The 25,568-nt window shown below is 63.8% G+C and carries 19 protein-coding genes; 4 read left to right on the top strand and 15 right to left on the bottom strand.

Features of this window, described 5'->3' with window-relative positions; translation table 11 throughout:
* Nucleotides 1–60: 60 nt before the first annotated feature.
* The gene (locus GRB80_RS06150) at nt 61–1,098 is read right to left on the bottom strand and encodes a GlxA family transcriptional regulator (protein WP_161422912.1); all 1,038 of its coding nucleotides are present in this window, start codon (nt 1,096–1,098) and stop codon (nt 61–63) included.
* Between the two features lie 186 nt (nt 1,099–1,284).
* The gene (locus tag GRB80_RS06145) at nt 1,285–2,745 is read right to left on the bottom strand and encodes a sodium:solute symporter family protein (RefSeq protein WP_161422911.1); all 1,461 of its coding nucleotides are present in this window, start codon (nt 2,743–2,745) and stop codon (nt 1,285–1,287) included.
* 262 nt (nt 2,746–3,007) lie between these two features.
* On the opposite strand from GRB80_RS06145, the gene GRB80_RS06140 reads away from it, so the two are divergent.
* Nucleotides 3,008–3,871 carry a LysR family transcriptional regulator gene (locus GRB80_RS06140; protein ID WP_161422910.1) on the top strand — a complete coding sequence of 288 codons (864 nt, stop codon included), beginning with the start codon at nt 3,008–3,010 and terminating at the stop codon, nt 3,869–3,871.
* Nucleotides 3,872–4,020: 149 nt separating this feature from the next.
* Here the strand turns inward: GRB80_RS06140 and GRB80_RS06135 are convergent, their stop codons facing one another.
* From GRB80_RS06135 to GRB80_RS06075, 13 genes are all read right to left on the bottom strand, one after another.
* Complete coding sequence (locus GRB80_RS06135; RefSeq protein WP_161422909.1) at nt 4,021–5,709, bottom strand: BCCT family transporter; 1,689 nt, start codon at nt 5,707–5,709, stop codon at nt 4,021–4,023.
* Between the two features lie 83 nt (nt 5,710–5,792).
* Nucleotides 5,793–6,551 (bottom strand): creatininase, encoded by a 759-nt coding sequence (locus GRB80_RS06130; RefSeq protein WP_161422908.1) that lies wholly within the window; start codon nt 6,549–6,551, stop codon nt 5,793–5,795.
* Nucleotides 6,552–6,616: 65 nt separating this feature from the next.
* Nucleotides 6,617–7,825, bottom strand: a complete 1,209-nt coding sequence (locus GRB80_RS06125) for a M24 family metallopeptidase (protein WP_161422907.1) — start codon at nt 7,823–7,825, stop codon at nt 6,617–6,619.
* A gap of 233 nt (nt 7,826–8,058) precedes the next feature.
* The gene (locus GRB80_RS06120) at nt 8,059–9,030 is read right to left on the bottom strand and encodes a GlxA family transcriptional regulator (protein ID WP_161422906.1); all 972 of its coding nucleotides are present in this window, start codon (nt 9,028–9,030) and stop codon (nt 8,059–8,061) included.
* A 97-nt stretch (nt 9,031–9,127) separates the two neighbouring features.
* Nucleotides 9,128–9,871: a Crp/Fnr family transcriptional regulator gene (locus GRB80_RS06115; RefSeq protein ID WP_161422905.1), complete on the bottom strand. Its 744-nt coding sequence runs from the start codon at nt 9,869–9,871 to the stop codon at nt 9,128–9,130.
* The gene (locus GRB80_RS06110; RefSeq protein ID WP_161422904.1) at nt 9,831–11,081 is read right to left on the bottom strand and encodes a molybdopterin molybdotransferase MoeA; all 1,251 of its coding nucleotides are present in this window, start codon (nt 11,079–11,081) and stop codon (nt 9,831–9,833) included. The genes GRB80_RS06115 and GRB80_RS06110 overlap by 41 nt, the downstream gene beginning before the upstream one ends.
* Entirely contained in the window at nt 11,078–11,683 is a 606-nt protein-coding gene (gene moaB / locus GRB80_RS06105) for a molybdenum cofactor biosynthesis protein B (RefSeq protein ID WP_161422903.1), read from the bottom strand. Before moaB ends, GRB80_RS06110 begins: the two co-directional genes overlap by 4 nt.
* 115 nt (nt 11,684–11,798) lie before the next feature.
* The gene (locus GRB80_RS06100; RefSeq protein WP_161422902.1) at nt 11,799–12,620 is read right to left on the bottom strand and encodes a peptidylprolyl isomerase; all 822 of its coding nucleotides are present in this window, start codon (nt 12,618–12,620) and stop codon (nt 11,799–11,801) included.
* 21 nt (nt 12,621–12,641) lie between these two features.
* Complete coding sequence (gene narI, locus GRB80_RS06095) at nt 12,642–13,319, bottom strand: respiratory nitrate reductase subunit gamma (RefSeq protein WP_161422901.1); 678 nt, start codon at nt 13,317–13,319, stop codon at nt 12,642–12,644.
* Between the two features lie 13 nt (nt 13,320–13,332).
* Complete coding sequence (gene narJ / locus GRB80_RS06090; RefSeq protein WP_161422900.1) at nt 13,333–14,103, bottom strand: nitrate reductase molybdenum cofactor assembly chaperone; 771 nt, start codon at nt 14,101–14,103, stop codon at nt 13,333–13,335.
* Nucleotides 14,096–15,655 carry a nitrate reductase subunit beta gene (gene narH / locus GRB80_RS06085; RefSeq protein WP_161422899.1) on the bottom strand — a complete coding sequence of 520 codons (1,560 nt, stop codon included), beginning with the start codon at nt 15,653–15,655 and terminating at the stop codon, nt 14,096–14,098. The genes narJ and narH overlap by 8 nt, the downstream gene beginning before the upstream one ends.
* Nucleotides 15,652–19,446, bottom strand: coding sequence for a nitrate reductase subunit alpha (locus GRB80_RS06080; protein ID WP_161422898.1), 3,795 nt, complete (start codon nt 19,444–19,446; stop codon nt 15,652–15,654). The genes narH and GRB80_RS06080 overlap by 4 nt, the downstream gene beginning before the upstream one ends.
* A 222-nt stretch (nt 19,447–19,668) precedes the next feature.
* Nucleotides 19,669–20,946, bottom strand: a complete 1,278-nt coding sequence (locus tag GRB80_RS06075) for an MFS transporter (RefSeq protein ID WP_161422897.1) — start codon at nt 20,944–20,946, stop codon at nt 19,669–19,671.
* 155 nt (nt 20,947–21,101) lie between these two features.
* Between GRB80_RS06075 and GRB80_RS06070 the strand changes: the two genes are divergently transcribed.
* The 3 genes from GRB80_RS06070 (at nt 21,102) to GRB80_RS06060 (ending at nt 25,567) form a co-directional block, all read left to right on the top strand.
* Complete coding sequence (locus GRB80_RS06070; RefSeq protein ID WP_161422896.1) at nt 21,102–23,036, top strand: histidine kinase; 1,935 nt, start codon at nt 21,102–21,104, stop codon at nt 23,034–23,036.
* The gene (gene narL, locus GRB80_RS06065) at nt 23,033–23,698 is read left to right on the top strand and encodes a two-component system response regulator NarL (protein WP_132041727.1); all 666 of its coding nucleotides are present in this window, start codon (nt 23,033–23,035) and stop codon (nt 23,696–23,698) included. Before GRB80_RS06070 ends, narL begins: the two co-directional genes overlap by 4 nt.
* A 276-nt stretch (nt 23,699–23,974) precedes the next feature.
* On the top strand, nt 23,975–25,567 hold the full coding sequence (locus GRB80_RS06060; protein ID WP_132041728.1) for an MFS transporter: 1,593 nt from the start codon (nt 23,975–23,977) through the stop codon (nt 25,565–25,567).
* Nucleotide 25,568: the final 1 nt, after the last annotated feature.

Here is a 25,568-nt window from a genome sequence, read left to right as displayed (position 1 = left end):
GGCTGCGGTGCGCTTACTGAAAGCGTGAGGGGGCGAAAAACCTGAAGGGTGGCCGAGGGCTCAAGGCACAGGCCGGCCGTCGATATGCAGAAAGAAGGGGTCGACCCGGTCACTACCCGGCTCACCGGCACGTTTGCGCATCTCCGACGGCGTCGCATCGAAGGCCTTGCGGAAGTGGCGCGAGAAGTGGGCGGTATCGGCAAAGCCGCAGCGCTCGCCGATCTCGGTGACGCTCTTGCCGGTGTAGTGCAGCAGCCAGAGGCCGTAACGCAGACGCAGGTCCCGGGAGAACTTGAGCGGACTGACGCCAAGCGAATCGCGAAACCGCCGCTCCAGATTACGGCGCGAGGTGCCCACACGCTCGGCCAGCGCCTCCATCGACAGCGCTTCCCCCAGGTGCTGCTCGAGCACCGCAATGGCGCGGCGAACCAGGCGATCCTCGATCTTGCCGAACACCACCGGCTGAGGCTGAGGGTGGGTACCGGCTCGCGCCTCGTCGAGGAGCATGATATTCAGGCTCTTCATGGCCCAGGCCTTGCCCTGGTGACGCTCGATCAGATAGGCCGCCAGGTCGGCTGCCGCCGCACCGCCGGCACAGGTAAGCCGGTCTCCGTCATCGATGAACAGTCGGTCGGCCACCGGCTCGATGGCCGGAAAGCGCTGGACCAGGTCACGGTGGTGATACCAGCTGACGCAGCAGCGCCGCCCCTTCATGAGACCGGCCTGGATCAGCGCAAACACCCCGGTACACAGCCCCACCAGTGGAACCCCGGCACCGGCCGCCTCACGCAGGTAGGCCAGGGCAGCACTATCCTGCCGGTCGCCCTCCGCCTGAACGCCCCCCACGACCACGATATAGTCGAACCCTCTCGGGTTGCTGAAAGGCTCACAGGGCGAAATGGCCGCACCGCTGCTGGAGAGCACCGCCTCGCTGTTGCTGGCCATGAAGGTCCAGCGACAGCGCAGCTGCCGACTACGGTCGCCCTCGTCGGCGGCCAGGCGAAGGCAGTCGACGAAGGCGGCGAAGGGCATCAGGGTGAAACGGTTCAGCAGGACGAAGCCGATGGTGAGGGGCTCGTCTGCCAGGTGTGTGCTCATTAGCTATGTCCAGATATGGGTGGCGAAACAAGCCGCCAGGATGATCAAGGCCCAGGCTCCACTCTACCCCGCAAGATCACGAGGTAATCATCCAGGCAGCCCTACCCGCATCTAAATCACAAATACACCACAAACAGCGGCGCCCGCAGAGTCTGCGGGCGCCGCCATGGCATGGGACAAACAAGCTTAGATGCGAGCCGCCGAACCACTCAGCCGGATGCGGGGCGTTACCAGCGACACACCAACGTAGCAGATCGAGGAGACCACGCAGCCTGTCAGCGGCCCGATCAGCCAACCCACATCGGCGAACAGCATCATGTAGCCGCTGGTACCGAAGCCAGCCAGCATGGCGACCAGTGCGCCCCAGGCAGAGCCCTGCCAGAAGGTGGAGATAAACACCGGACCGATCATGCTGGCCAGCAGCGTGCCGGTACCGAGGATCCCCAGCCAGGAGAGCATGAAGGGCGGCGCGTAGAGCATCATCAGCAGGGCGACGACACCGAGAGCCACGACGGCCAGGCGATTGACCCACAGCACCAGCCGCTGGCTATGGACAAGGTCCTTGAACAGGGCAAGCCGCAGGTCATGGGAGGTCGCCGAGGCCACGGTATGCAGCAGCGAGTTCGCGGTGGACTTCATGGCGAACAGGATAAACAGGGTGATAAAGCCCTGAAGTGCCGGATGCATGAAGTGTTCGAGATAGGCCGGCATGGCATTGTCAGGATCGGCCAGTTCCGGCATCTGCGCCCTCATATAAAGACCCACGAGCGGCACCAGGCTCAGCAGGGCCCCGATGATCGCCACATAGACGCCCGCCTTGTGCAGCTTGACCTCCGGCTTGAAGGCCAGGAAGCGTATCGCCATGAACGGCAGAACCGCGGCAAACAGGAAGGCATAGGGCAGCACCAGGAACACCGTCGCCGGGCTGTCGCCATAATGGGCCCCGGTGCTAGGATTCAGAAGCTCCGGGTCGATCGCATTGAGCGACGCCTCCCAGGTGCCCAGATCAATCGAGGTGAAGATCTGTATCATGATGATGACGGCGGCGACCGACATGCCGCAGACCATCACGGTATCGGTCCAGGCCACCGCGGCGAGTCCGCCCAGCATGGTGTAGAGGATGATGACGCCGACCATCAGCAGGGCGCTCTGGGTCAGCTCGATGCCCAGCCAGCTGGCTCCCAGCAGGCCAACGGCCTTGATCTGGCTGGTCAGGAACACCAGCAGCAGCAGGATGGTAATAAGCGCCGCGACCCCCTGCACGAGTCGGCCCATGGTACCGCCGCCATGAATCTGGGCGATATACTCGGGAATGGTGTTGCTGCCCATGTCGATGGCCTTGCGCTGCAGGAAGCTTGCAAAATAGAGTACGGCGATCATCATCGCCGGGGCGAAGAAGAAGTTGCCCAGCACCTCGATGGCACCAAACTGGTAGGTAACGCCCGGTGAGCCCATGAAGCCCCAGCCACTGAAGCCAGTGGCAACGATGGTACTGGCGCCGACGAAGGCCCCCAGCGAACGTCCAGCAACGAGAAAGCCTCCTTCATCGCCCTTCTTCATCATTCTGGAGGAGAGGAAGCCCAGATAGATCATCAGGCCGAAGGTGAGGAACAGAAGCCCCCAGTTGAACAGCTTGTAGGAATCCATGATTACTGCCTCGCTGACCCATTGGTGGACTTTCTTTTCAGCTCTCTCCGCAGGTAAGCGGCTCCGGCATGGACCAGCATGTAGAGTGTCAGTATCAGGAAGGTGGTCAACACCCAGGAATCCATATGCCTATACCTCTTGTTGTTGGTGTGGCAACAGCGTTGTGGTGTTTTCGTTTTTGCACCTTCAAGGTATTTTCCGTGCATGAAAGGCGCCAATTTGTATACTCAATACACACATCAGACATCGAAATGGGCCAATAATGACTAATATACCCACCGACCTGTTGAGGACCTTCGTCACCATCAAGGATCTCGGTGGCTTTACCAGCGCTGGCGAGCTACTGGGTCGATCACAACCCGCGATCAGCCTTCAAATCAAGAAATTGGAGGAGATCCTTGGCACCAAGATTTTTCTCAGAGGTTCCAGCCTGGAGCTCACCGAAGATGGAGAGTATCTCTACAAGGCGGCCAGGCAGATACTGGAGATCAATGACCAGGTCATTGCAAAGGTAAGAGGCGAGAATATCTCGGGCAAGGTACGCCTGGGGATTCCCAACGATTTCGAACTGGCCTTCCTGCCCAAGGCGCTACGAAAGCTGTCGCGGGTCTATCCCAATATCATCGTCGAGGTCGACTGCGAAATCAGCAAGGTGATCCTCCAGCGCTATCAGAAGGGACACTACGATATCGCCATGGCCATGGAGCGCGAAAAGGAGAATGAAGACAGGGATTCTCGCGACTACCGCCTGGAAAAACTCGAGTGGGTGTTCAGGGAGGACCACCTGGTCAGCGGTGCCGATAGCCCGCTCCCGCTGATTGCCTATCCCCAGGGGTGTGTCTATCGCTCGATCATGGAGGAGGCGTTGCAGAGCCAGGCACACCCCTATCGCTTCATGTATACCAGCACCAGCCTGCTGGGCATCTTCTCGGCCGTGGAGGAGGGGCTTGGCATCACCGCGATGGCCAGCTCCGTCATTCCCGACCACCTCAAGCATGCCGTCAACACGGATTCACTGCCCGATCTGGAGCGCGTCTGCATCGGTCTTTACTACAAGGAGCCGGAGTTGAATGTGGCGTCCCGCCACGTGCTCGACTTTCTAAGGACGGGAATCGCCAATATCTAACCGTATAGATCCATCGGTCCAGAATGACCGAAGGCAGGTGATCCGACAGACTATCCTTATCGCTATCGGGTTACCTGCCTTCTTCTAATGGCTATCTACCACCCTATCGCCCAGTGAGCCGATTGATAGACATGATAGAGAACTGGGTGTCAGGAGCTCGACGCCCCCGGTTTCATTTCGCCGGCGGACACCGTTCGGATATCTCCCTCCTCGTTGATCTTGAGCTCCACATTGGGATCAGGATCATTGACCACCATCTCCAGCTCTCTGGTCGCCCTGTCGCGACTGCGCAGGCGCCGTATGGTGTTCACGATCATCAGAATGATCACGATGGAGAAGGGGAAGGCACCAATGATGGTTCCGGTCTGGACCGTATCGACCACCCCACTGCCCCCCAGGGTTAGCAGTACCGTCGCCACAGCACCGATGCTGAGGACCAGGACCACGCGGAACCAGGCGCCAGCGCGCTTCGGTGCGGAAACGAACTCCGCCAGGGCGTAGGTGCCAGCATCCAGGGATGTCACGTAGTAGGTCGCCACCAGTACCGTCGCCACCACCAGCAGCAAGCTGCCGATCACCGGTATGGACTCCAGCATCGCAAACAGCCCGCTGGCGACATCCGCATTCACCGCATCGGAGATGCCACGGCCACTCTTGTCGTCGTAATAGATCGCAGCGGAACCGAGAACCCCGATCCAGAGCATGACGATAAAGGAGGGGATGATGGTGACACCGATAACGAATTCACGCAGCGTGCGACCCCGCGAGATCCTGGCGATAAAGCCGGCCACGAAGGGGGAGAAGGCAATCACCCAGCACCAGATGAAGACGGTCCACCAGCCATTCCAGCTCTGCTGCCAGGAGGTCAGCGGATCGGCCGTGCTCGGCGCATCGGTCCAGAAACTCATGGGAACGAAGTTCGTGAAGTAGGAGCCGAAGGTCTGGGTGATATTGGAGATGATGAACAGTGTCGGCCCAAAGATGAAGGCAGCCACCACCAGCACCACACTCAGGATCGAGTTCGTCTCACTGATCAGGCGCATCCCCTTGCTGATGCCGAAGAAGGCCGAGATAGCCGCGGCGGCACCCAGGCCCACGATGACAAACAGCCAGATGGTCGGCCCGGAGGAGACTCCGGTGAATGATGTTAGACCCGCGGTGAACTGCATCGCCGCAAAGGCAAAGGAGGTAGAGAGTCCGAGGATGGTTGCCATGATTGCCAGCAACTCGATGACCACGCCGGCACCACCACGCGACCAGCGTGGCAGCAGATCCACCGTCGCCTCACGGAAGGTCAGGGTCTTGCCCAGGTTGTGGTGCGAATAGGCGAGACACACCGCCACGACGCAGTACATGGCCCAGGCGGTGAAGCCCCAGTGGAAGTAGGCCCAGACGATACCACCGCCCGCCACATTACCTTCCATTGCCTCAAAGACGGGGCTGGAGTCACGCAGCATGATGGGCTCGGCCACCGACCAGAAGATCAGGCCGATCCCCTGACCACAGGCGAACAGCATCGAGTACCAGGCAAAGTTACTGTATTCGGGCTTCGCCTTGGGGCCGCCCAGCCTGACTCGACTTCCGACCTTGCTGAACACCAGCCAGCCGCATACCGCGACGGCAAAGAGCGAATAGAGGATAAACAACCAGGTGAAGCCACCCGTGACATAGGTCCTCATGTCGAAGATGACCGAGGCAACACCATCGGGGTTTCCAAGCACCATCAGGATCAGCGCAATGATGGCAACGGGAGGAGCAAACTGGATGACCAGTCGCCCGAAGGGGGGGAGGTCTCGTCCCGTGAACCGTGGGACCGTGACCGGTTCTTTATCTGACATCTTGATACCTCGCTATTATTGTACTTGGCATCATCCCTGACATCTCTTGGCCCCGAGGGTGATTCGGAGCCCATGACAGTGAATCAGTTCAAGTGCGATACGATTCCCGATATACACTCCTCGAGGATCATTTCTCCCTTCTCCGGCGTCGAATTGAGCGGAGAAGACAGGGTCCCGGACGGTGCTACCCAGGAGGGGTCGGGGGGAAAGACATCGTAGGGAGGGAAGGTGGCCGGCTCCACGTCGACGGCCTTAGACATGTCGACGAGCTCAGGGTGAAGCTTGAGCATGATCGACGTCTCCAGCACACCGCCATGCTCAACGGCCCAGCCTGTGAAGCCGTCGGGGAACACCTTCTCGATGGTCTCCTCGCTGATGAAGTCCCAGTAGGAGAGCAGATAGATCTTGATCGAAATGCCTTCGCCCTTGCACTTGTTGACCAGCCTGTCGGCGGCCTCACAGAGGTGCATGGAGTTCTCGAAGTGGCCATTGATCAGGATGAATTCGCGGTTGCCATGGTTGACATAGGCCTGCAACACATCGAATACATAGTTCTCAAGCGAGGCGCCCGACACGCAGGTTGTGCCTGGAAAGAAGTTGCCTCCCCCGGATTTTACCTGTGACTTGTATCCATAGCTGATGGCGGGCGCTACCAGCATATTGTGGCTTCTTTCCGCCACCTTCTCGCCAATATGGCTGGGAATCAGCACATCGGGATTGAGCGACATATGAGGCCCATGCTGCTCGATGGCCCCCACCGGGAGGATGATTCTGCACTGACCACTTTCCGTCAGCGACTTGTAGGTTACCCAGTCAAGGTTCTCTATCTTGACACTGCTCATCTCGTTTCTCCCCGCACGCTATCGTCAAGAAGGGGGAGCAGAGCTCCCCCTTTGTCGTTAAAACATTACTTGATGATATTGTGCTCCGGGCCATACGGGAAGCCGGTGATATTGTCGGCCCCGTGCTCGTTGACCACCAGGATATCGTGCTCGCGATAGCCACCGGCACCCGGCAGGCCCTCCGGCACGGTGATCATCGGCTCCATGGAGACCACCATGTTGGGCTCGATCACTGTCTCGATGTCCTCACGCAGCTCCAGGCCCGCCTCGCGGCCGTAGTAGTGGCTCAGGGTGCCGAAGGAGTGGCCGTAACCGAAGGTGCGGTACTTGAGCAGGTCGTGCTTGGCGAAGATCTCGTTGAGCTCATGGGCGATGTCACAGCAACGCACGCCGGGCTTGATCAGCTCCTGACCGCGGCGGTGCACCTCGCAGTTCACCTCCCACAGACGCAGGTGCTCGTCGGAGGCATGGCCGAGGAACATGGTGCGCTCCAGGGCGGTGTAGTAGCCGGAGATCATCGGGAAGGTGTTCAGGCTGAGGATATCGCCGGGCTGCACGCGGCGGCTGGTCACCGGGTTGTGGGCACCGTCGGTGTTGATACCGGACTGGAACCACACCCAGGTATCCATCAGCTCGCTGTTGGGGTAGGTCTTGGCGATCTCGCGCACCATGGCGGCCTGACCGGCCAGCGACACCTCGTACTCCGGCACGCCGGCGTAGATGGCATCGCGCACGGCAACGCCGCCCACGTCGGCGATGCGAGCGCCCTGGCGAATCAGCGCGATCTCCTCGTCGGACTTGACCATGCGCATCTGCATGGTGGGCACGCCGGCGTCGACCAGCTCGACATCACCCAGCGCATCGACCAGCTTCTGCTTGTTCTGCAGCGTCATGTGGTCGTACTCGACGCCGACGCGACGCTTGCCTTCGCAGAGCTGCTTGACGGCCTTGAAGAAGTTGTCCTTCTGCCAGTCGGTGTAGACGATGTTGTCGCCCAGGCGATTGCGACGATAGGGCTGACCGCCGTCGATGTTGGCGGTCACGGTGGTGAAGCTGTCCTGGGTCACCACCAGGCCGTAGTCGCGGCCGAACTTGCAGTAGACGAAGTCACTGAAGTAGTTGATGTTGTGATAGGAGGTCAACACAACAGCGTCGACCTCGTTCTTCGCCATGTAGTCGCGCAGGCGAGCGAGGCGCCCCTTCATCTCGTTATCGGAGAACGTCGGTACCACTTTCTCGCCGTTGGGAATCTCGATCAGTGACGGCAGTTGCATGTTGTTATCTCCTCTTGTGTCAACGGAATCGTCATACCAGCCAGGCGTTTCCGGCCTCAGATGCCGGTATCGGGACGCCCCTCGCTTGCCATGTTGTACGGGTTACTGCTGGTACGAATGACTATGGCCAGACACCTTCCGTTGCACCAATGACTAGTGCAAATGCCCCCATTGGCGAGCGAAATACGCTTTATATTTAGATAGTTGACAAAAGAAAAGGCTTCAAGGAACTGCTATTGAGAGCCCTGCCGGCGTGCCTCCCGCGGGGAGTGGCCATAGCGCTCGCTGAAGGCCCGCGAAAAGCTGGATGCGGAGGAGAAGCCACAGGCCAGACCAATGGCGAGTACATCCATGTCGGTCTCGACCAGCAGGTGCTGGGCACGCTCCAGGCGCAGACCCAGGTACCAGCTCCGCGGAGTGGTGGCGAGGTGGCGTTCGAAGAGGCGCTGGAGCTGTCGCAAGGAGACACCGCAGCGGTGGGCGATATCCGCCACCGACAGGGGAGCTTCCAGGTGACGCTCCATCAGCGCTACCGCCTCCACCAGGCGACGGTTATGGGTCCCCAGGCGTCGCGCCAGGGTCATCCGCTGCTGGTCGCCGCGACTGCGCAACCGTTCGTGGATCAGCTGTTCGGAGACATCGATGGCCAGCCGCGTGCCGTGACGTCGGGCGATCACCGCCAGGGCCATGTCCATGGCCGCGGCTCCGCCGGCACAGGAGAAGCGCCGCTCGCCGAGCTCGAAAAGCTCATCGGAGGTGGGGATGGCGGGGAAGCGTTCGCGGAAGACGGGCAGACTCTCCCAGTGCAGGGTGACCCGCTCGCCCTTGAGCAGGCCGGCGGCGGCGAGCAGGAAGCAGCCGGTATCCAGCCCCCCCAGGGCTCCCCCGGCCTGGTCGAGGCGATGTAACCATGCCATCAACGGGCGACCGAGGTAGGCCTCGGGCTCGAAGCCGCTGCATACCGCCAGGGAGGGGAGATGGTGAACCTCATCGATGGCACAGTCGACGAGCAGGGTCATGTCGTTACTGGCGGTGACCGGCTCGCCATCGACGCTAATCAGCGTCCAGTCGAACAGTGGCCGACCGCTGATGCGGTTGGCGATACGCAGCGGCTCCACCGCGGCGAAGAACGCCATCATCGAGAACTGCGGCAGCAGCAGAAACCCCACCTGCTCGGGCAACGGGCCCGTGTACTCCAGTCGCACGCTCTCCCCTCTCGTCAGCCGCCGATTCTCTCATTCGCCACCCCTCTCACCTGCCCCTTCATCTGCCACAACGCCTTGCCACCCTTCTGGATTGGGCTTAATCGTCAACCACCATCAGATCGCGCATCTTCTGCTCGTCGAGCACCGTGAGCCGCTGACGATCGATATTGATGGCGCCGCTGTCGCGCAGCTTGCCCAGCAGGCGAGAGAGAGTCTCCGGGGTCACCGCCAGCTGGGCGGCCAGCCAGCGCTTGGGAATGGTCAGGCGCACCACCCGCGGCTCGTTGCTTCGCCCCGATGGTAGCTGGCGCAGGATGTAGCTGACCAGCCGCGACATGGCATCGCCCTGGGTCAGTAGTGCCATGTCCTCGAGACGGTCGGTAAGTTCCAGCGCCAGGCGACTCATGAACTCGGCACGGCATTCGGGGTGACGATCCATGGCCTCGCGGCAGCGCGCGGCGGGAATCGACAGCACATGGGTTCGGCGCAGCGCCTCGGAGGAGTAGAGATAGACGCCCTCTCGGGCGACCATGCTCAGCTCGCCCAGGGTGCCCCCTCGCTCCACGCAGCGGATGGTGGCCAGCCGACCGTCGCCGGCGCTGCGCACCAGCCGTACCGCCCCGCTGATCACGATATGCAGCCACTCGGCAGGGGTGTCCTGGCGAAACAGCCACTCGCGGCTGGCCAGGGTACGCGGCTCGCAGTCCTCGAGCAGCGCCTCGACCTCCGCGTCGGAGAGCGCACCGAGCCACGGCACACCGCGCACCAGATCACGCAGCTGGCGCGGCTTGAACAGCAGGTCAGCGGCCGAACTGGGCGGCTGGGCAGTATCCATAGGCATGGTGTTCCTCCACATCGGTATCCGCGTCGACCAGCAGGTAGCCATGGGCCTGGCTGGCGGCACTCAGCATATGCGACCCCTGCCCACCGGCCAGCTGCGCCACCGGTGTGCCGGAACTCCAGTCGATCACGACGCGCAGCAATTCGCGGCGCCCACGCGGTCCACGTCGTGAAAAGCCGGCCTTGACCGGGAAGCGTTGCAGCGGTGGCGGCGTCATGCCCTGGCACCCCTGCAGCAGCGGCAGGGCGAGGAATTGCCACCCCACCAGCGAGGCCACGGGATTGCCCGGCAGGGCGACCAGCGGTGTGCCGGCGTCGAGGGATTCGCCAAGAAAGCCCAGGGCGAAGGGCTTGCCAGGCTTGATCCCCACCCCATGAAAGACGATGCCCCCCAGCCGCTCGATGGCCGGGCGCACATGATCCTCCTCGCCCACCGATACACCACCGCTACAGACTACCAGATCGGCCTCGTCGCGGGCCCGTTCCAGGGCTCGCTGCAGCTCATGGGGGTCATCCAGAACCACGCCGATATCGATTAGCTCGATGCTCTGGTGGGCCATCAGCGACTTGAGCATCGCGCGGTTGCTGTCGAAGACCTGGCCCGGGGCACGCGGCTGGCCCGGCTCGATCAGCTCGTCGCCGGTGGAGAGCAGCGCGACCCTCACCCGTCGCCTCACCGTTACCTCGGCGATGCCATGACTGGCCAGCAGGGCTATCGCGGCGGCCTCGAGACGAGTGTTCGAGGCGAGCAGCGGTGTCCCGGCACGACTCTCCTCTCCCTGGCGGCGGATATTGGCCCCCGGAGAGAGGCCTCCCTCGACATGCACCCGGCCCTCGGCATCCAGACGCACCTTCTCCTGTGGCACCACGGCATCGGCCCCGATGGGTACCGGGGCGCCGGTGAAGATACGCGCGCAGCCTCCCTCGGGGAGGTGCATTACGCCGGCACCAGCGGGTACGCGCTGGATGACCGGCAGGCCCCGGGGGGTCAGCTCGGCCAGGCGCAGGGCATAGCCGTCCATGGCGCTGTTATCGACGCCGGGAAGATCCAGGGCGGCGGCGACAGCGTCACCCAACACGCGCCCCTCGGCCTCCTCCAGTGCCACCCGCTCGCCCCCTGCCACCGGACGGGCCGCGGTGGCCATGCGCTCACGCGCGTCGAACAGATCGACCAGCCCCGGGGTGATCACCTCCGCACAGCCGCAGTTCATGCGCCAATCTCCTCGCCGCTTTCCGTCTCGCTCAGCGCCTCGCCAGGCGCCGCCTCGGGCTGGCGGCTGGCACAGCTCGAGCCATGCGGCAGCACCATGGCCACGAAGTTGCAGGGCCGGGTACGGGCATCGAGCTGTTCGAGCAGAATACCGTCCCAGGCGGTGGCACACGCCTTGGGCGAACCGGGCATGGCAAACACCAGGGTCCGGTCGATGAGCCCCGCCACGGCACGGGACTGAATGGTGGAGGTGCCGATCGTGGCCAGCGACAGATGGCGGAACAGCTCGCCGTAGCCATCGACCGCCTTGTCGAACAGCGGGGCCAGTGCCTCGGGGGTGGTATCGCGGGTGGTAAAGCCGGTGCCGCCGTTGACCAGCACCACCTGGATGTCGTCGCGTACCACCCACTTCGAGACCACCGCCCGAATGCGATAGATGTCGTCGGGCACGATGCAGCGCTCCACCAGGGTATGGCCGGCATCGGTCAGGCGCGCGGAAAGCAGATCACCGCTGCCATCCTCCGCGAAGCCGCGGGTGTCCGAAACGGTCAGCACGGCGATACCGAGAGGGGCAAAGGGTGTATTGGCAGAAACATGGGACATGAGGGCCTCCTTTCCGGCCATGGTGCGGCGGAGCGGGGTGGGGGGGAAGTGACGGGCATCAAGAAAGCGCAAGATCCTGCCGCCCAGTGGGGCGACAGGATCTCGAGGGAGGGGGTTACTGCATCAGGGCGCTGCCGCTCTCGTCGTCGAGGCTGACGCCTTCGACGCCGATTTCCGCCTGAAGCGCCATCAGATAGTGGCGCAGGGCGCGGCGGGTGGACTGCTCGCGCAGGCTGTGGCGCACATGCTCGGCCACCTCTTCATAGGGACGCTCGCGCCCCCCCTGGCGGGCATCGATGCTGACCACATGCCAGCCGTAACGCGAGGCGAGGGGTCGATCATGGAGCCCTTCGGGCAGGCGATGCAGGGCATCGTCGAGCTCGGCCACGGTCTGGCCCGGGGCCAGCCAGCCCAGTTCGCCCCCCTCCTCCTTCGAGGGACAGGCGGAGTGACGCTGGGCAAACTCGGTAAAGCGCTCGGGATGCTCGCCCAGCTCCTTGACGAGCTTCTCGCCCAGACGATAGCCGGCATCCCGGGCCTCGGCATCATCCGGCGCCGCGGCCAGCAGGATATGGCGAACCTGCAACCGCGTCGGCTCACTGAAGCGCTCGGCGTGGGTGGCGTGGAAGCGCCGGCAGTCCTCCTCCGAGGGCTCGGGCACGTCCAGCTCCTGCTCCAGCAGGGCGGCGATGATGGCATCATCCTCGTCGAGGTCCGCACCGTCGTCATCGGCCAGACCCAGGGCGGCGGCGCGCTGGCGGAGCAGCTCGCGTACCACCAGGGCACGGGCGGCCTTGAGCTGGGCGGTACCGGCGCTGTCTGCCGGGTGGTACTGCATCTCCTGGGCGATGTCGGCCTCCGCGATGGTGGCTTCACCGACCCGGATGGGAGGGGGGCTCGCCCCCCCCGGAATCATCTCGATATCGATCTTTTGCATGCTTTTTTCCTCGAAACCGTTTCAGCCCCGCTTGCGCACCAGCTGGTAACGACGGGTCACATAGCCGAAGGGCACGCTCCACACATGCACCAGTCGGGTGAAGGGGAAGACCAGAATGATGGTCAGACCCACCAGGATGTGCAGCTTGTAGATGAAGCCCACGCTCTCGAGATAGACAGCGGCGCCGCCTTGGAAGAAGACGATGGACTGTGCCCAGTGGGCGAGCTGAATCATCACGCCGCCGTCCAGGTGACCGAGGGCAGGGATGATGGTCAGCAGGCCCAGCGAGACCTGCACCACCAGCAGCCCGATGATGACGGTGTCCATCGGGCTCGAGGAGGCACGCACCCGCGGATTGGTGATGCGGCGATGGGCCAGCATCACGCCACCCACCAGGCACATGATGCCGGCGATGCCACCGATGATGATGGCGATCACCTGCTTGGTGCCGGCGCTCACGAAGGGCGAATAGACCCAATGCGGGGTCAGCAAGCCCACCAGGTGACCGAAGAAGATCACGATGATGCCGATATGGAAGAGATTGCTGGCACGCCGCATGTTGCGCGATGTCAGCATCTGACTCGAGCCGGTCTTCCAGGTGTACTGGCCATGATCGAAACGCATCAGACTACCGATCAGGAAGACGGTACCGGCCAGGTAGGGGTAGAGCCCGAACAGCAATGTATTGAGGTAGTTCATGACGGGTCTCCGTTCAGTGTTTCCGGGCGGGAGCAGCGGGGTCGAGGACCCGCACCGCCTCGCTCTGGGTAACGTTCTTGCGCTCGGCCAGCCGGCGCCCCTCGGCGGATTGCAGGGCACAATCCTGGTCGGAATCGGCGGTGAAGCGCACTGCCTCCTCTTCCCACACCTCGTCCAGTGCCTCGGCGGTGTAGTCGGGCGCCTCCTCCTTCGCCGTCTGGCGATGGGCGGCGACGTCATCATCGGCACCGATCAGCGCCAGCAGCGCCAGCGGCACCAGGGCATAATCGGCCTCACGCTCCTCGAGACGCGCGGTAAGCAGCGCCAGAATATGGCGGATCTCGCCCAGCCAGCGGCCGATCTCGGCCTCGGAACGGGTGGAGAGATACTCCAGGAACAGCGGCAGATAATCCGGCAGTTCATGGGCGTCGAGCTCGAAGCCCGCGGCACGGTACTCGGCCATCAGGTCGACCATCGCCTGACCCCGGTCGCGGGACTCGCCATGCACATGCTCGAAGAGCAGCAGCGAGGTATTGCGACCACGATCGAACAGCGCCACATACTCCGCCTGGAGCTCCATGATGTCGGCCTCCAGAAGACGCTGGCACCAATCCATCAGGGCGGTGCGTCGCGCCGCCGACAGGCGGCGCTCGGCATTCAGGATCTCGATCATCTCCGGGGCGGCGGCCTGGAGCTCCTCGGTGGGGTAGTCCAGCAGCCGGGCCAGCACGCGCAGGCTCAGCATGTCTGCCACCGTTTCCATCTGTTGTGCGGCTTCAGCCATGACGGGTCTCCTCACTCTGTGCCTGCGGGTCGAAGGTCACCGGCTGGACCAGGGTCGCGGTGGTCTTGCGTCCGCCAAACAGGCTCTCGCTGCTGTCGCCGTGGCAGCCATCGCCGAAGCTGAAGCCGCAGCCACCGCGCTCCGGGAACGCCTCGGTCGCCATCTCGCGATGACTGGTGGGGATCACGAAGCGATCCTCGTAGTTGGCGATGGCCAGGTAGCGGTACATCTCTTCCACCTGCTGCTCGGTCAGGCCGACGCCCTCCAGCACCTCGGTGTTGGCCTGGCCTTCCACATGCTTGCCGCGCATATAGAGGCGCATGGCCATGAGGCGCTTGAGCGCCAGCACCACGGGCTCCTCCTCACCGGCGGTCAGCATGTTGGCCAGGTACTTCACCGGAATGCGCAGCGACTCGATCCTGGGCATCACGCCGTCGAACTCGACCTTGCCGGCCTCGGCGGCGGACTGGATCGGCGACAGCGGCGGCACATACCAGACCATCGGCAGGGTGCGATACTCGGGGTGCAGCGGCAGCGCCAGCCCCCAGTCCATGGCCATCTTGTAGACGGGCGAGGCCTGGGCGGCCTTGATCACGTTATCGGTGATGCCATCCTTCTTCGCCTGGGCGATCACTTCCGGATCATTGGGATCCAGGAAAATCTCGCACTGACGGTGGTAGAGATCGCGCACGTCCGGTGAACTGGCGACCTCCTCGATGCGGTCGGCATCGTAGAGCAGCACACCGAGGTAGCGAATGCGGCCCACACAGGTCTCGGAGCAGACCGTCGGCTGGCCGGCCTCGATGCGTGGGTAGCAGAAGATGCACTTCTCGGACTTGCCGGTCTTCCAGTTGTAGTAGATCTTCTTGTAGGGGCAGCCGGAGATGCACATCCGCCAGCCGCGGCACTTGTCCTGGTCGATCAGGACGATGCCGTCCTCCTCGCGCTTGTAGATGGCACCGGAGGGGCAGCTCGCCACGCAGGTCGGGTTCAGGCAGTGCTCGCACAGGCGCGGCAGATACATCATGAAGGTGTTCTCGAACTGGCCGTAGATATCGGCCTGCACCTTCTCGAAGTTCATGTCCTTGCGCCGCTTGGCGAACTCGGTGCCCAGTATCTCCTCCCAGTTGGGACCCCACTCGATCTTGTTCATGCGCTGGCCGGAGATCAGCGAGCGCGGCCGCGCGGTGGGCTGGTGCTCCCCCTGCTTGGCGGTGTGCAGATGCTCGTAGTCGAAGGTGAACGGCTCATAGTAGTCGTCGATCTCCGGCAGGTCGGGGTTGGCGAAGATATTCGCCAGCACCCGCCACTTGCCGCCGATGCGCGGCTCGATCTTGCCGTCCTTGCGGCGCATCCAGCCGCCCTTCCACTTGCCCTGGTTCTCCCACTCCTTGGGATAACCGATGCCGGGCTTGGTCTCGACGTTGTTGAACCAGGCGTACTCCACTCCCTCACGACTGGTCCAGACGTTCTTGCAGGTCACCGAGCAGGTGTGGCAGCCGATGCACTTGTCGAGGTTGAGGACCATGCCTACCTGGGAACGAATCTTCATTTCACGGCCTCCTGCTCGTAATCATTGCCTTCACCGTCCAGCCAGTCGATCTTCTTCATCTTGCGCACGATAACGAACTCATCGCGGTTGGAACCGACGGTGCCGTAGTAGTTGAAGCTGTAGGAGAGCTGCGCGTAGCCACCGATCATATGGGTCGGCTTGGGACACACACGCGTCACCGAGTTGTGGATGCCGCCACGGGTGCCGGTCATCTCGGAGCCCGGCATGTTCAGGATCCGCTCCTGAGCGTGATACATCATCGCCATGCCGTTCTTGACCCGCTGACTGACCACCGCCCGGGCCGCGATGGCGCCGTTGGCGTTGTAGAGCTCGATCCAGTCGTTGTCCTCGACGCCGATGGATTTCGCATCGTCCTCGGACATCCAGACGATCGGACCGCCCCGCGACAGGGTCTGCATCAGCAGGTTGTCGCTGTAGGTGGAGTGGATGCCCCACTTCTGGTGCGGGGTGATCCAGTTCAGCGCGATCTCCGGGTTGCCGTTGTCCTTGTTTTCTGCAAAACCGTGCTCGGCCACGCTTACCGCCGCCTTGGTATCGATGGGCGGACGATAGACCAGCAGGCTCTCGCCGAAGGCGCGCATCCAGGGGTGATCCTGGTAGAACTGCTGGCGACCACTCACCGTGCGCCACGGGATCAGCTCATGCACGTTGGTATAACCGGCGTTGTAGGAGACATGCTCGTCCTCGAGGCCGGACCAGGTGGGGCTGGAGATGATCTTGCGCGGTTGGGCGACGATGTCGCGGAAGCGGATCTTCTCGTCCTCCTTGGGCAGCGCCAGGTGGGTATGATCCCGCCCGGTGATCTTGGAGAGCGCATCCCAGGCCTTCACCGCCACCTGGCCATTGGTCTCCGGCGCCAGGGTCAGGATCATCTCGGCGGCATCGACGGCACTGTCGAGACGCGGACGCCCCTTGTGCGGCCCCTCGGTCTTGCGGTGGTTGAGCTTGCCGAGCAGGTCCACCTCGGACTCGGTCTTCCAGCTGATGCCCTTGCCGCCGTTGCCGATGCTCTCGAGCAGCGGGCCGATGGAGGTGAAGCGCTCATAGGTCTCGGGGTAGTTACGCTTGACCTCGATCAGCGCCGGCATGGTCTTGCCGGGAATGGGCTCGCACTCGCCCTTCTTCCAGTCCTTCACATCGACCTGAGCCAGCTCGGCCGGGGAGTCGTGCTGATGCGGCAGGGTGACCAGGTCGGTCTCCTCGCCCAGATGCCCCTCGGCGGCCTCGGAGAATGACTTGGCGATCCCCTTGAAGATCTCCCAGTCGCTGCGCGACTCCCACGCCGGGTCGGTGGCCGCGGTCAGCGGGTGGATGAAGGGGTGCATGTCGGAGGTGTTGAGGTCGTCCTTCTCGTACCAGGTCGCCGTAGGCAGCACGACGTCCGAGTAGAGGCAGGTGGTGGACATGCGGAAGTCCAGGGTCACCAGCAGGTCGACCTTGCCCTCGGGGGCATCGTCATGCCACTTGACCTCTTCCGGCTTCTGGCCGCCGAAGTCGCCCAGGTCCTTGCCCTGGATACCGTGACGGGTACCCAGCAGGTACTTGAGCATGTACTCATGGCCCTTTCCGGAGCTGCCCAGCAGGTTGGAACGCCAGATGAACATGTTGCGCGGGAAGTTCTGGGGGTTGTCCGGATCCTCCGCGGCGAAGGCGAGCTTGCCCTCCTTGAGCTGCTGGACGGCGTAGTCCTGGGTGGACATGCCGGCGGCCTCGGCGGCCGCGGCCAGGCGCAGCGGGTTGGTGCCCAGCTGAGGCGCGGAAGGCAGCCAGCCCATGCGCTCGGCGCGAACGTTGAAGTCGATCAGGCTGCCTGGGTAGTCCTCGGCCTTGGCCAGCGGCGACAGGATCTCCTTGATCTCGAGCTTCTCGTAGCGCCACTGGGAGGAGTGGTTGTAGAAGAAGGAGGTGCCGTTCATGTGCCGCGGCGGACGCTGCCAGTCGAGGCCGAAGGCCAGCGGGGTCCAGCCGGTCTGCGGGCGCAGCTTCTCCTGCCCGACATAGTGGGACCAGCCGCCGCCGCTCTGCCCGATGCAGCCACACATGACCAGCATATTGATCAGACCACGGTAGTTCATGTCCATGTGGTACCAGTGGTTCATGCCGGCACCGACGATGATCATGCTGCGACCCTGGGTCTTGTCGGCATTCTCGGCGAACTCACGGGCGATACGGGTGGCCTGCTCGGCGGGCACGCCGGTGATCTTCTCCTGCCAGGCCGGGGTGTAGGGCTTCACCTCGTCCAGGGAGGTGGCACCGTCATCCTCGCCAAACCCGCGGTCGATGCCGTAGTTGGCGCACATCAGGTCGAACACCGTGACCGCCAGCGCCTCGGAGCCGTCGGCCTTCTTGATACGCTTGACCGGCAGGCTGTGGAACAGCAGCTCCTCGCTGGCGCCGCCGCTCTTGACGTGATCGAAGTGTTCGTGAGCGATGCCGCCGAAGTAGGGGAAGGCGACCTTCGCCACCTCGTCATGCCTGTCGGCCAGGGTCAGCAGCGGCTTGATCTCGGTGCCTTCGGCGTCCAGCGGCTCGAGGTTCCACTTGCCCACCTCGTCGCCGGTCTCGCCGCTATTTTCACCCCAACGGAAACCGATGGAGCCACGCGGGACCACCAGCTGATCGCGGGTCTCATCCCACGCCACGGTCTTCCACTCGGGGTTGTTGCCCTGGCCCAGGCTCGCCTCGAAGTCGCTGGCGCGCATCTGGCGTCCCGGCGCATAGCTGCCGTCCTCGCGAGCCTCGAGCTCGACCAGGAACGGCATGTCGGTATAGCGCCGCACATAGTCGGTGAAGTAGCTGCTGCTCTTCTCGAGGTGGAACTCCTTGAGGATGACGTGACCCATGGCCATGGCCAGGGCGGCATCGGTGCCCTGCTTGGCGGAGAGCCACTCGTCGGTGAGCTTGGAGACCTCGGCGTAGTCCGGGGTGATCGAGACGGTCTTGGTACCCTTGTAGCGCACCTCGGTGAAGAAGTGGGCGTCCGGGGTCCGCGTCTGCGGCACGTTGGAGCCCCAGGCGATGATGTAGCCGGAGTTGTACCAGTCGGCGGACTCGGGCACGTCGGTCTGCTCGCCCCAGGTCTGGGGGCTGGCCGGGGGCAGGTCGCAGTACCAGTCGTAGAACGACAGGCAGACGCCGCCGATCAGCGACAGATAGCGGGCACCGGAGGCGTAGCTGACCATGGACATGGCGGGAATCGGCGAGAAGCCGATGATGCGGTCCGGCCCGTACTGCTTGGTGGTATAGACGTTGGAGGCGCCGATCAGCTGGTTAAGCTCGTTCCAGTCGGCGCGCACGAAGCCGCCCATGCCGCGGGCACGCTTGTACTGCTTGGCCTTGGCCGGGTCCTCGACGATGGAGGCCCACGCCTCGACCGGGTCCCTCTTCTCGTTCAGCGCCTGGCGCCACAGCTTGAGCAGCGGCTTGCGGATCAGCGGATACTTGAGACGGTTGGCACTGTACATGTACCAGGAGTAGCTGGCACCGCGCGGACAACCCCGCGGCTCGTGGTTGGGCAGGTCGGGCCGGGTGCGCGGATAGTCGGTCTGCTGGGTCTCCCAGGTGACCAGGCCATTCTTGACGTAGATCTTCCAGCTGCAGGATCCAGTGCAGTTCACCCCATGGGTAGAGCGCACGATCTTGTCATGCTGCCAGCGCTGCCGGTAGCCGTTCTCCCAGCCGCGGGACTCGTCGCGCAGCTCGCCGTGATCATTGGCAAAGGGCTCGCGGGCCTTGCGGAAGAAGTTCAGCCGATCGATGAAGTGACTCATGGTCGCTCTCCAGGCTCCTGAAAAAGAGGTGTGACCTCGCGGGGCCACTCGGTCAGCCTGGATCGAGTGCGCATCATGCGTGGACCAGGCCGGTGACATGCAGGCAATTCTGGGTGATCGGCGCGACGATTACTGCCCGGTTACCTCCATATACCGCCTCTGTACCACCAAGGAGATAGAGGCCCATCATGGGCGAGGTATCGCCTTTATCAGGCCCCTTTATCAGGCCCCTTTTCGCCCCGCGCCGTTGACGTGATCCCAGAGCATCACCAGCATGCACACCACCAGCGACGCGTAGAGAAACATGAACCCCGCGGTGCGGATGCCTAGCCAGTGATTGCCCAGGGCGAACATCAGCGGTAGCAGAGCGCCAAACAGGCCGCCCAGGGTCAGTGCCAGCCCACCCACCAGCGCCAGCTGACTGCCGTGGTCGCGGTGAATCATGCGCATCAGGCTGCCCTGTCCCACCCCCATGATCAGCCCCATGGTCACCAGCAGCGTCAGAAAGCCCCACAGTGGCGCGGCATAGTGCAGCGTCAGCACCCGGCCCACCCCCTCGATCTGCATGGTGAAGGGGGGGTAGGAGAGCAGGAACAGGCAGACCAGCACGCAGGCGCTGACCCACCAGCGCAGGGCGCGAAAGTCGTGGGCGTCCCCCCAGGCGCCGCCAGCCACCTGCCCCAGCCCCACCGCCAGCGGGAAAGGCAGTGCCAGCAGCGCGGCACTTCGCAACTCCAGGCCATACTGGTCACCGAGGTAGCCCGGCAGCCACAGCGACAGCGCCACGAAGGCGCCATAGAAGAAGCTGTAGACCACCGCCAGTCGCCAGGGGCGCCAGTGTCGCAGGGCCTCGAGCCAGCCCGGCCGCTCTCCTCTCGTCATGTCGTCATCGTCGATCTCGCCCGAAGCGGCCGGGGGATCCGGGTCATCGGCGAACAGCCACAACAGCGCCGCCACCGCCAGCACCGGCAGCAGATAGAGCAGAGGGGCACTGCGCCAGCCATAGGCCTGGCTGATCAGCGGCAGCAGCAGGTAGCTAAGCCCGGCCCCCACCATCCCGGCACCATAGAGCCCCAGCGCCAGACCGGCATGCCGCCGCGGTGACAGCTCGGCCACATAGACCAGCCCCGCCGCCAGCGAGCCGGCCCCCAGCCCCAGTCCGCCGCCGGCGAGCAGAAAGTGCAGATAGGTGCTGGAGTGGGCCACCGCCCACAGGAAGGGACAGATCAGCAGCAGGCAGGCGATCATCACTCGCCGCCCACCGTGGCGCCGGGCAAGGGCGGCCATGGGGAGCGCCGCGAGCGCCCCGGTCAGCATGGGGGTGGCCAGCATGAGCGCGAAGCCGAGCTCGCCCAGTCTCAGCATGGCGCGCAGCTCCAGCCCCAGCACCGCAAAGATGGTCCAGCTGGCGAACACCAGCGCAAAGGCCAGCGGCGACAGCAGGACCACCACCAGGGGGCGGTAGCCGACGACGGCATCGCGTTCGGAGACGTGGGGCATCGCAAGGCCAGGGAGCGGTGGAGTGTGGTCAAAGTCTGTGTAGAGCCGCCCCCGGGGTCAAAGGGGCAGTGGAGGTACCTGCCCTACCCCCTTGGGTGTAGTAGACTCGAGCCAGCCCCATGCAATGCGCCACTCCCCGACGGCTTGTGGAGACTATGAAACTGCTGCAACACTCCCTGGTGGCCCGCATCGTCGCCTCCCTGCTCGCCATCAGTGCCATGGCCCTGATCAGCATCGTGGTCACCATGACGGTGGCCAACGACAGCCGTGGTGACGCCGCCGCCATCAACGTGGCCGGCTCGCTGCGCATGAACACCTACCAGATCGTCGCGGCCCTGCAGCGTTATGAACGGCACCCCGAGCCGGCGCAACGTGAGCGAGTGGAAGCGCTGATGTCACGCCTGGAGACCCGCCTGGCCAGCCCCCGACTGACCGCCACGCTGCCCACGGCCGAGGACCACCCCCTGCGGGAGCAGTACCGGCTGCTCGTGGCGAGCTGGCACACGGCGCTGGCTCCCCAGGTAAGCCAGGCCATCGACGAGGCAAGAATTCAGGTCGACCCGCTGCGTCAGGCGCTGGACAGCCTGGTGGCGGACATCGACCGGCTGGTCGGGCTCCTCGAACGGAACAGCGAATCGAAGATCCAGCTGCTCAGCGCCCTGCAGATCCTGTTTCTGATACTGACCGCGGTCGTGGTGGCGATCGCCCTCTATGATATTCGTCACAACCTGGTGGTGCCGTTGCGCCAGCTGGTGGTACTCGCCCGCGAGGCCGCTCGACGCAACTTCGATTATCGAACGCACCTTACGGGCAACGACGAGCTCGCCCTGCTCGGGCGCACCCTGGACGGCATGGCGACGGAGCTCGGTGCCAGCTACGCCGAGCTGGAGGCACGTGCCTCGCGCAAGCAGCTGGAGCTCGAGCGCAGCAATCGAGCCATGGAGGTGATGCACGATGGCAGCCGCGCGCTCTACGGCGGTGGCAACGACCTCTGCGCCAGCGCCGCGCCCATGCTGCGCGAGCTGGAGCAGCTGCTCGAGGTCGGTCCGATTCGGCTATCGCTGAACGACCCCTACGATGATCGCCAGATCCCGATACTGGCCACCCATTCGCCGCGCCGCCCGGAGTATTGCCGCGATCACGACTGCCACGCCTGCCTGATCGATCCCGTGCCGCTCAGGCTGGAGCAGACCGAACAGGGCGAGTGCGTGCTGCTGCCGGTGAGCGTCGGCGAGCTGATGCTCGGCACCCTGGAGGTGTGGCACCCCAAAAACCAGCCCCTCACCGACAGCGTGCGCCGCCTGCTCAATGCCCTGGCCGACCAGCTGGCCAATGCGATTTATCTGCAGCGTCGAATCGAGGAGCAGCAGCAGGTGTCGCTGATGAACGAGCGCGCCATCATCGCCCGGGAGCTGCATGACTCCCTGGCCCAGTCACTCTCCTATCTCAAGATGCAGGTGGCGCGCCTGGAGCGCATGCAGCTCAAGGAGATGCCGCGGGAGAGCCAGGCGCCGGTGTTCGACGAGCTGCGCACCGGGCTCGACAGCGCCTACCGTCAGCTGCGCGAGCTGCTGACCACCTTCCGCCTCAAGCTGGAGGCTCCGGGCCTGGCCAGTGCACTGCGTCAGACGGCACGGGAGTTCGGCGAGCGCCTCGGTTTCAGTGTCCCCCTGGAGATCGATGTACCGCCCCATCTGCTCAGTCCCAATGAGGAGATCCATGTACTACAGGTGGTGCGCGAGGCGCTGGCCAACGTGCTCAAGCATGCCAATGCCCACTGGACCGCCGTCTCCGTCAGCTTCCAGGCGGCCCGGCTACACGTTGTCATCGAGGATGACGGTATCGGCCTGGCCGACGACAGCTCGCCACCGATGCACTACGGGCTGGTGATCATGCGCGACCGCGCCGACTCCCTGGGCGGCCGCCTGAGCCTGCATAACCGCCCCGGCGGCGGTACACGGGTCGAGCTGATCTTCACGCCCCAGACCGCCCGCTTGATCCATCAGCAGGTGACCCCCCACCCAGACGACGCCACCCTGAATGCCGATGAGGTGGCCGATTTCCCCCATGGCCACAGGAGTCGAGGATGACCGCCATCACGACCGATCACCCCGCCACCATCCTGATCATCGACGATCATCCGCTGCTGCGGCGCGGCGTCTCCCAGCTGCTGGAACTTGAGGATGACCTGCTGCTCGCCGGCGAGGCCGGGGAGCCCGAAGAGGGGATCCGCCTGGCACAGGAGCTCGACCCCGACATGGTGCTGCTCGACCTCAACATGCCGGGAATCGACGGCATCGAGACGCTCAGGCGGCTGCGCGGCAACGGCTTCGCCGGCCGCGTGGTGATGTTCACGGTCTCGGACCATGAAGAGGATGTGGTCAATGCCCTGCAGTCGGGCGCCGACGGCTACCTGCTCAAGGACATGGATCCCGACGAGATGATTCGCCAGCTGCGCCAGGCGGCACTGGGTCGCATGGTGCTCAGCGAGAGCCTGACATCGCTGCTCGCCGATGCCCTGCGCAAGCAGCGCAGCCAGCCGGCGGCACCGGATATCCACAGCCTGACCCAGCGGGAACGCGAGATCCTGCGCGAGCTGGCCGCGGGGCTCTCCAACAAGATGATCGCCCGCAAGCTGGAGATCACCGAGGGCACGGTGAAGGTTCACGTCAAGCACCTGCTCAAGAAGCTCAACCTGCGCTCGAGGGTCGAGGCGGCGGTGTGGGCCGTGCAGGAGGGCATCGAGCGCTAGCCGAAGCGGGCTCTGTGTGGATACCTCCAAATACCCCCGGGGCGTCGACGCGCTCCTTGCCCTTACCTATACAATAAAAATAAACCAATAAAAACATAAAGCTAACAACGACCCTCTCCTACCCCCCTGGAGGTATGCCACCGCCAGGGGGAGCCGCATGCCACGTTTCCCGATGCCGCCGCGCGGCGTATCTTTCCCCCATCTTCGCGCGCCTTGATATTGATCAACCCGATCATGGCCGATGCGAGCACCGCTAGACCTCAAGGGGGAAACGTCATGACCAGAAAGAATGCCGACATCGAACGGTGGGATGTCGAGAACGAGGAGTTCTGGGAGTCGGAGGGCAAGAGGGTTGCCAACCGCAACCTGTGGGTCTCCATTCCCAGCCTGCTGCTGGGCTTCGCCATCTGGCTGATGTGGGGCATGATCACCACGCAGATGCAGAACCTGGGCTTTCCGTTCTCGGTGGAGCAGCTGTTCACCCTGACCGCGATTGCCGGCCTGGCCGGTGCCACCCTGCGCATCCCCGCCTCCTTCATGATCCGTATCGCCGGTGGTCGCAATACCATCTTCCTGACCACCGCCCTGCTGATGCTCCCCGCCATGGGCACCGGCATCGCGTTGATGAACCCCGGGACGCCGTTCTGGGTGTTCCAGGCCCTGGCACTGCTCTCGGGCATCGGCGGCGGCAACTTCGCCAACTCGATGAGCAACATCTCCAACTTCTTCCCCAAGAAACAGCAGGGCTATGCCCTGGGCATGAACGCCGGGCTCGGCAACTTCGGCGTCACCACCATGCAGATCCTGATCCCGCTGGTGATGACAGTGGGCATCTTCGGCGCCTTGGGTGGCGAACCGATGGCGCTCGAGAAGGCCAGCGGCACCCTGATCGGGCGCATCGAGGCGGGCACCGATACCTGGATCCAGAACGCCGGCTTCGTGTGGATGCTGCTGCTGATTCCGCTGGCCTTCGCGGGCTGGTTCGGCATGAACAACCTGCGCACGATCACCCCAAACCCGGGCTCCCCGCTGCAGGCCTTCGGCAAGATTCTCGGCCTCTACGGGGTCGGCATCGTGACCTCCATCGCCGGCGTGGTGGCGCTGGGCTATCTCAACATGTGGATCGCCCTGCCGCTGACCATTGTGCTGACCGTGGTGCTGCTGCGCCTGATCCCGGGTGATATCAAGCCCGCCATCAAGAAGCAGTTCGAGATCTTCTCCAACAAGCACACCTGGTCGATGACCGTGCTCTATATCGCCACCTTCGGCTCCTTCATCGGCTTCTCCGCGGCCCTGCCGCTCTCCATCTCGGTGATCTTCGGCAACATGATGGAGGTGGCCGCCGATGGCAGCATGACCCGTGTCGCCAACCCGGACGCCCCCAGCGCCCTGACCTGGGCCTGGATGGGTCCCTTCGTCGGCGCCCTGATCCGCCCGGTGGGCGGCTGGATCTCCGACAAGCTGGGCGGCTCCATCGTCACCCAGGTGATCACCGCGATCATGGTGGTGGGCTCCGTGGGCGCCGGCTACGTGATGATGCTGGCCTACAACTCCACCGACCCCAACCAGTACTTCTGGATGTTCCTGCTGCTGTTCATCCTGCTGTTTGCCGCCAGCGGCATTGGCAACGGTTCGACCTTCCGCAGCATCGGCTTCATCTTCGACCCCCAGCAGAAGGGCCCGGCACTGGGCTGGACCTCCGCCGTCGCCGCCTATGGCTCCTTTATCGCGCCCCGGGTGATGGGTGAGCAGATCAAGGCCGGCACACCGGAGCTCGCCATGTACGGCTTCGCGGTCTTCTACGCCGTCTGCCTGGTGGTCAACTGGTGGTTCTACCTGCGTCCCGGCGCCTATGTGAAGAACCCCTGAT

It is taken from the genome of Halomonas icarae (genome assembly GCF_009901955.1).
Classification (GTDB): domain Bacteria; phylum Pseudomonadota; class Gammaproteobacteria; order Pseudomonadales; family Halomonadaceae; genus Halomonas; species Halomonas icarae.
The sequence above is the reverse complement of the archived record's forward strand: the minus strand, read 5'-3'. Positions and strand labels throughout refer to the sequence as shown.

Coding starts and splice junctions, on each gene's coding strand:
- GRB80_RS06150 (WP_161422912.1), bottom strand. CDS start 1,098: ATGAGCACACACCTGGCAGACGAGCCCCTCACCATCGGCTTCGTCCTG.
- GRB80_RS06145 (WP_161422911.1), bottom strand. CDS start 2,745: ATGGATTCCTACAAGCTGTTCAACTGGGGGCTTCTGTTCCTCACCTTC.
- GRB80_RS06140 (WP_161422910.1), top strand. CDS start 3,008: ATGACTAATATACCCACCGACCTGTTGAGGACCTTCGTCACCATCAAG.
- GRB80_RS06135 (WP_161422909.1), bottom strand. CDS start 5,709: ATGTCAGATAAAGAACCGGTCACGGTCCCACGGTTCACGGGACGAGAC.
- GRB80_RS06130 (WP_161422908.1), bottom strand. CDS start 6,551: ATGAGCAGTGTCAAGATAGAGAACCTTGACTGGGTAACCTACAAGTCG.
- GRB80_RS06125 (WP_161422907.1), bottom strand. CDS start 7,825: ATGCAACTGCCGTCACTGATCGAGATTCCCAACGGCGAGAAAGTGGTA.
- GRB80_RS06115 (WP_161422905.1), bottom strand. CDS start 9,871: ATGCCTATGGATACTGCCCAGCCGCCCAGTTCGGCCGCTGACCTGCTG.
- GRB80_RS06110 (WP_161422904.1), bottom strand. CDS start 11,081: ATGAACTGCGGCTGTGCGGAGGTGATCACCCCGGGGCTGGTCGATCTG.
- moaB (WP_161422903.1), bottom strand. CDS start 11,683: ATGTCCCATGTTTCTGCCAATACACCCTTTGCCCCTCTCGGTATCGCC.
- GRB80_RS06100 (WP_161422902.1), bottom strand. CDS start 12,620: ATGCAAAAGATCGATATCGAGATGATTCCGGGGGGGGCGAGCCCCCCT.
- narI (WP_161422901.1), bottom strand. CDS start 13,319: ATGAACTACCTCAATACATTGCTGTTCGGGCTCTACCCCTACCTGGCC.
- narJ (WP_161422900.1), bottom strand. CDS start 14,103: ATGGCTGAAGCCGCACAACAGATGGAAACGGTGGCAGACATGCTGAGC.
- narH (WP_161422899.1), bottom strand. CDS start 15,655: ATGAAGATTCGTTCCCAGGTAGGCATGGTCCTCAACCTCGACAAGTGC.
- GRB80_RS06080 (WP_161422898.1), bottom strand. CDS start 19,446: ATGAGTCACTTCATCGATCGGCTGAACTTCTTCCGCAAGGCCCGCGAG.
- GRB80_RS06075 (WP_161422897.1), bottom strand. CDS start 20,946: ATGCCCCACGTCTCCGAACGCGATGCCGTCGTCGGCTACCGCCCCCTG.
- GRB80_RS06070 (WP_161422896.1), top strand. CDS start 21,102: ATGAAACTGCTGCAACACTCCCTGGTGGCCCGCATCGTCGCCTCCCTG.
- narL (WP_132041727.1), top strand. CDS start 23,033: ATGACCGCCATCACGACCGATCACCCCGCCACCATCCTGATCATCGAC.
- GRB80_RS06060 (WP_132041728.1), top strand. CDS start 23,975: ATGACCAGAAAGAATGCCGACATCGAACGGTGGGATGTCGAGAACGAG.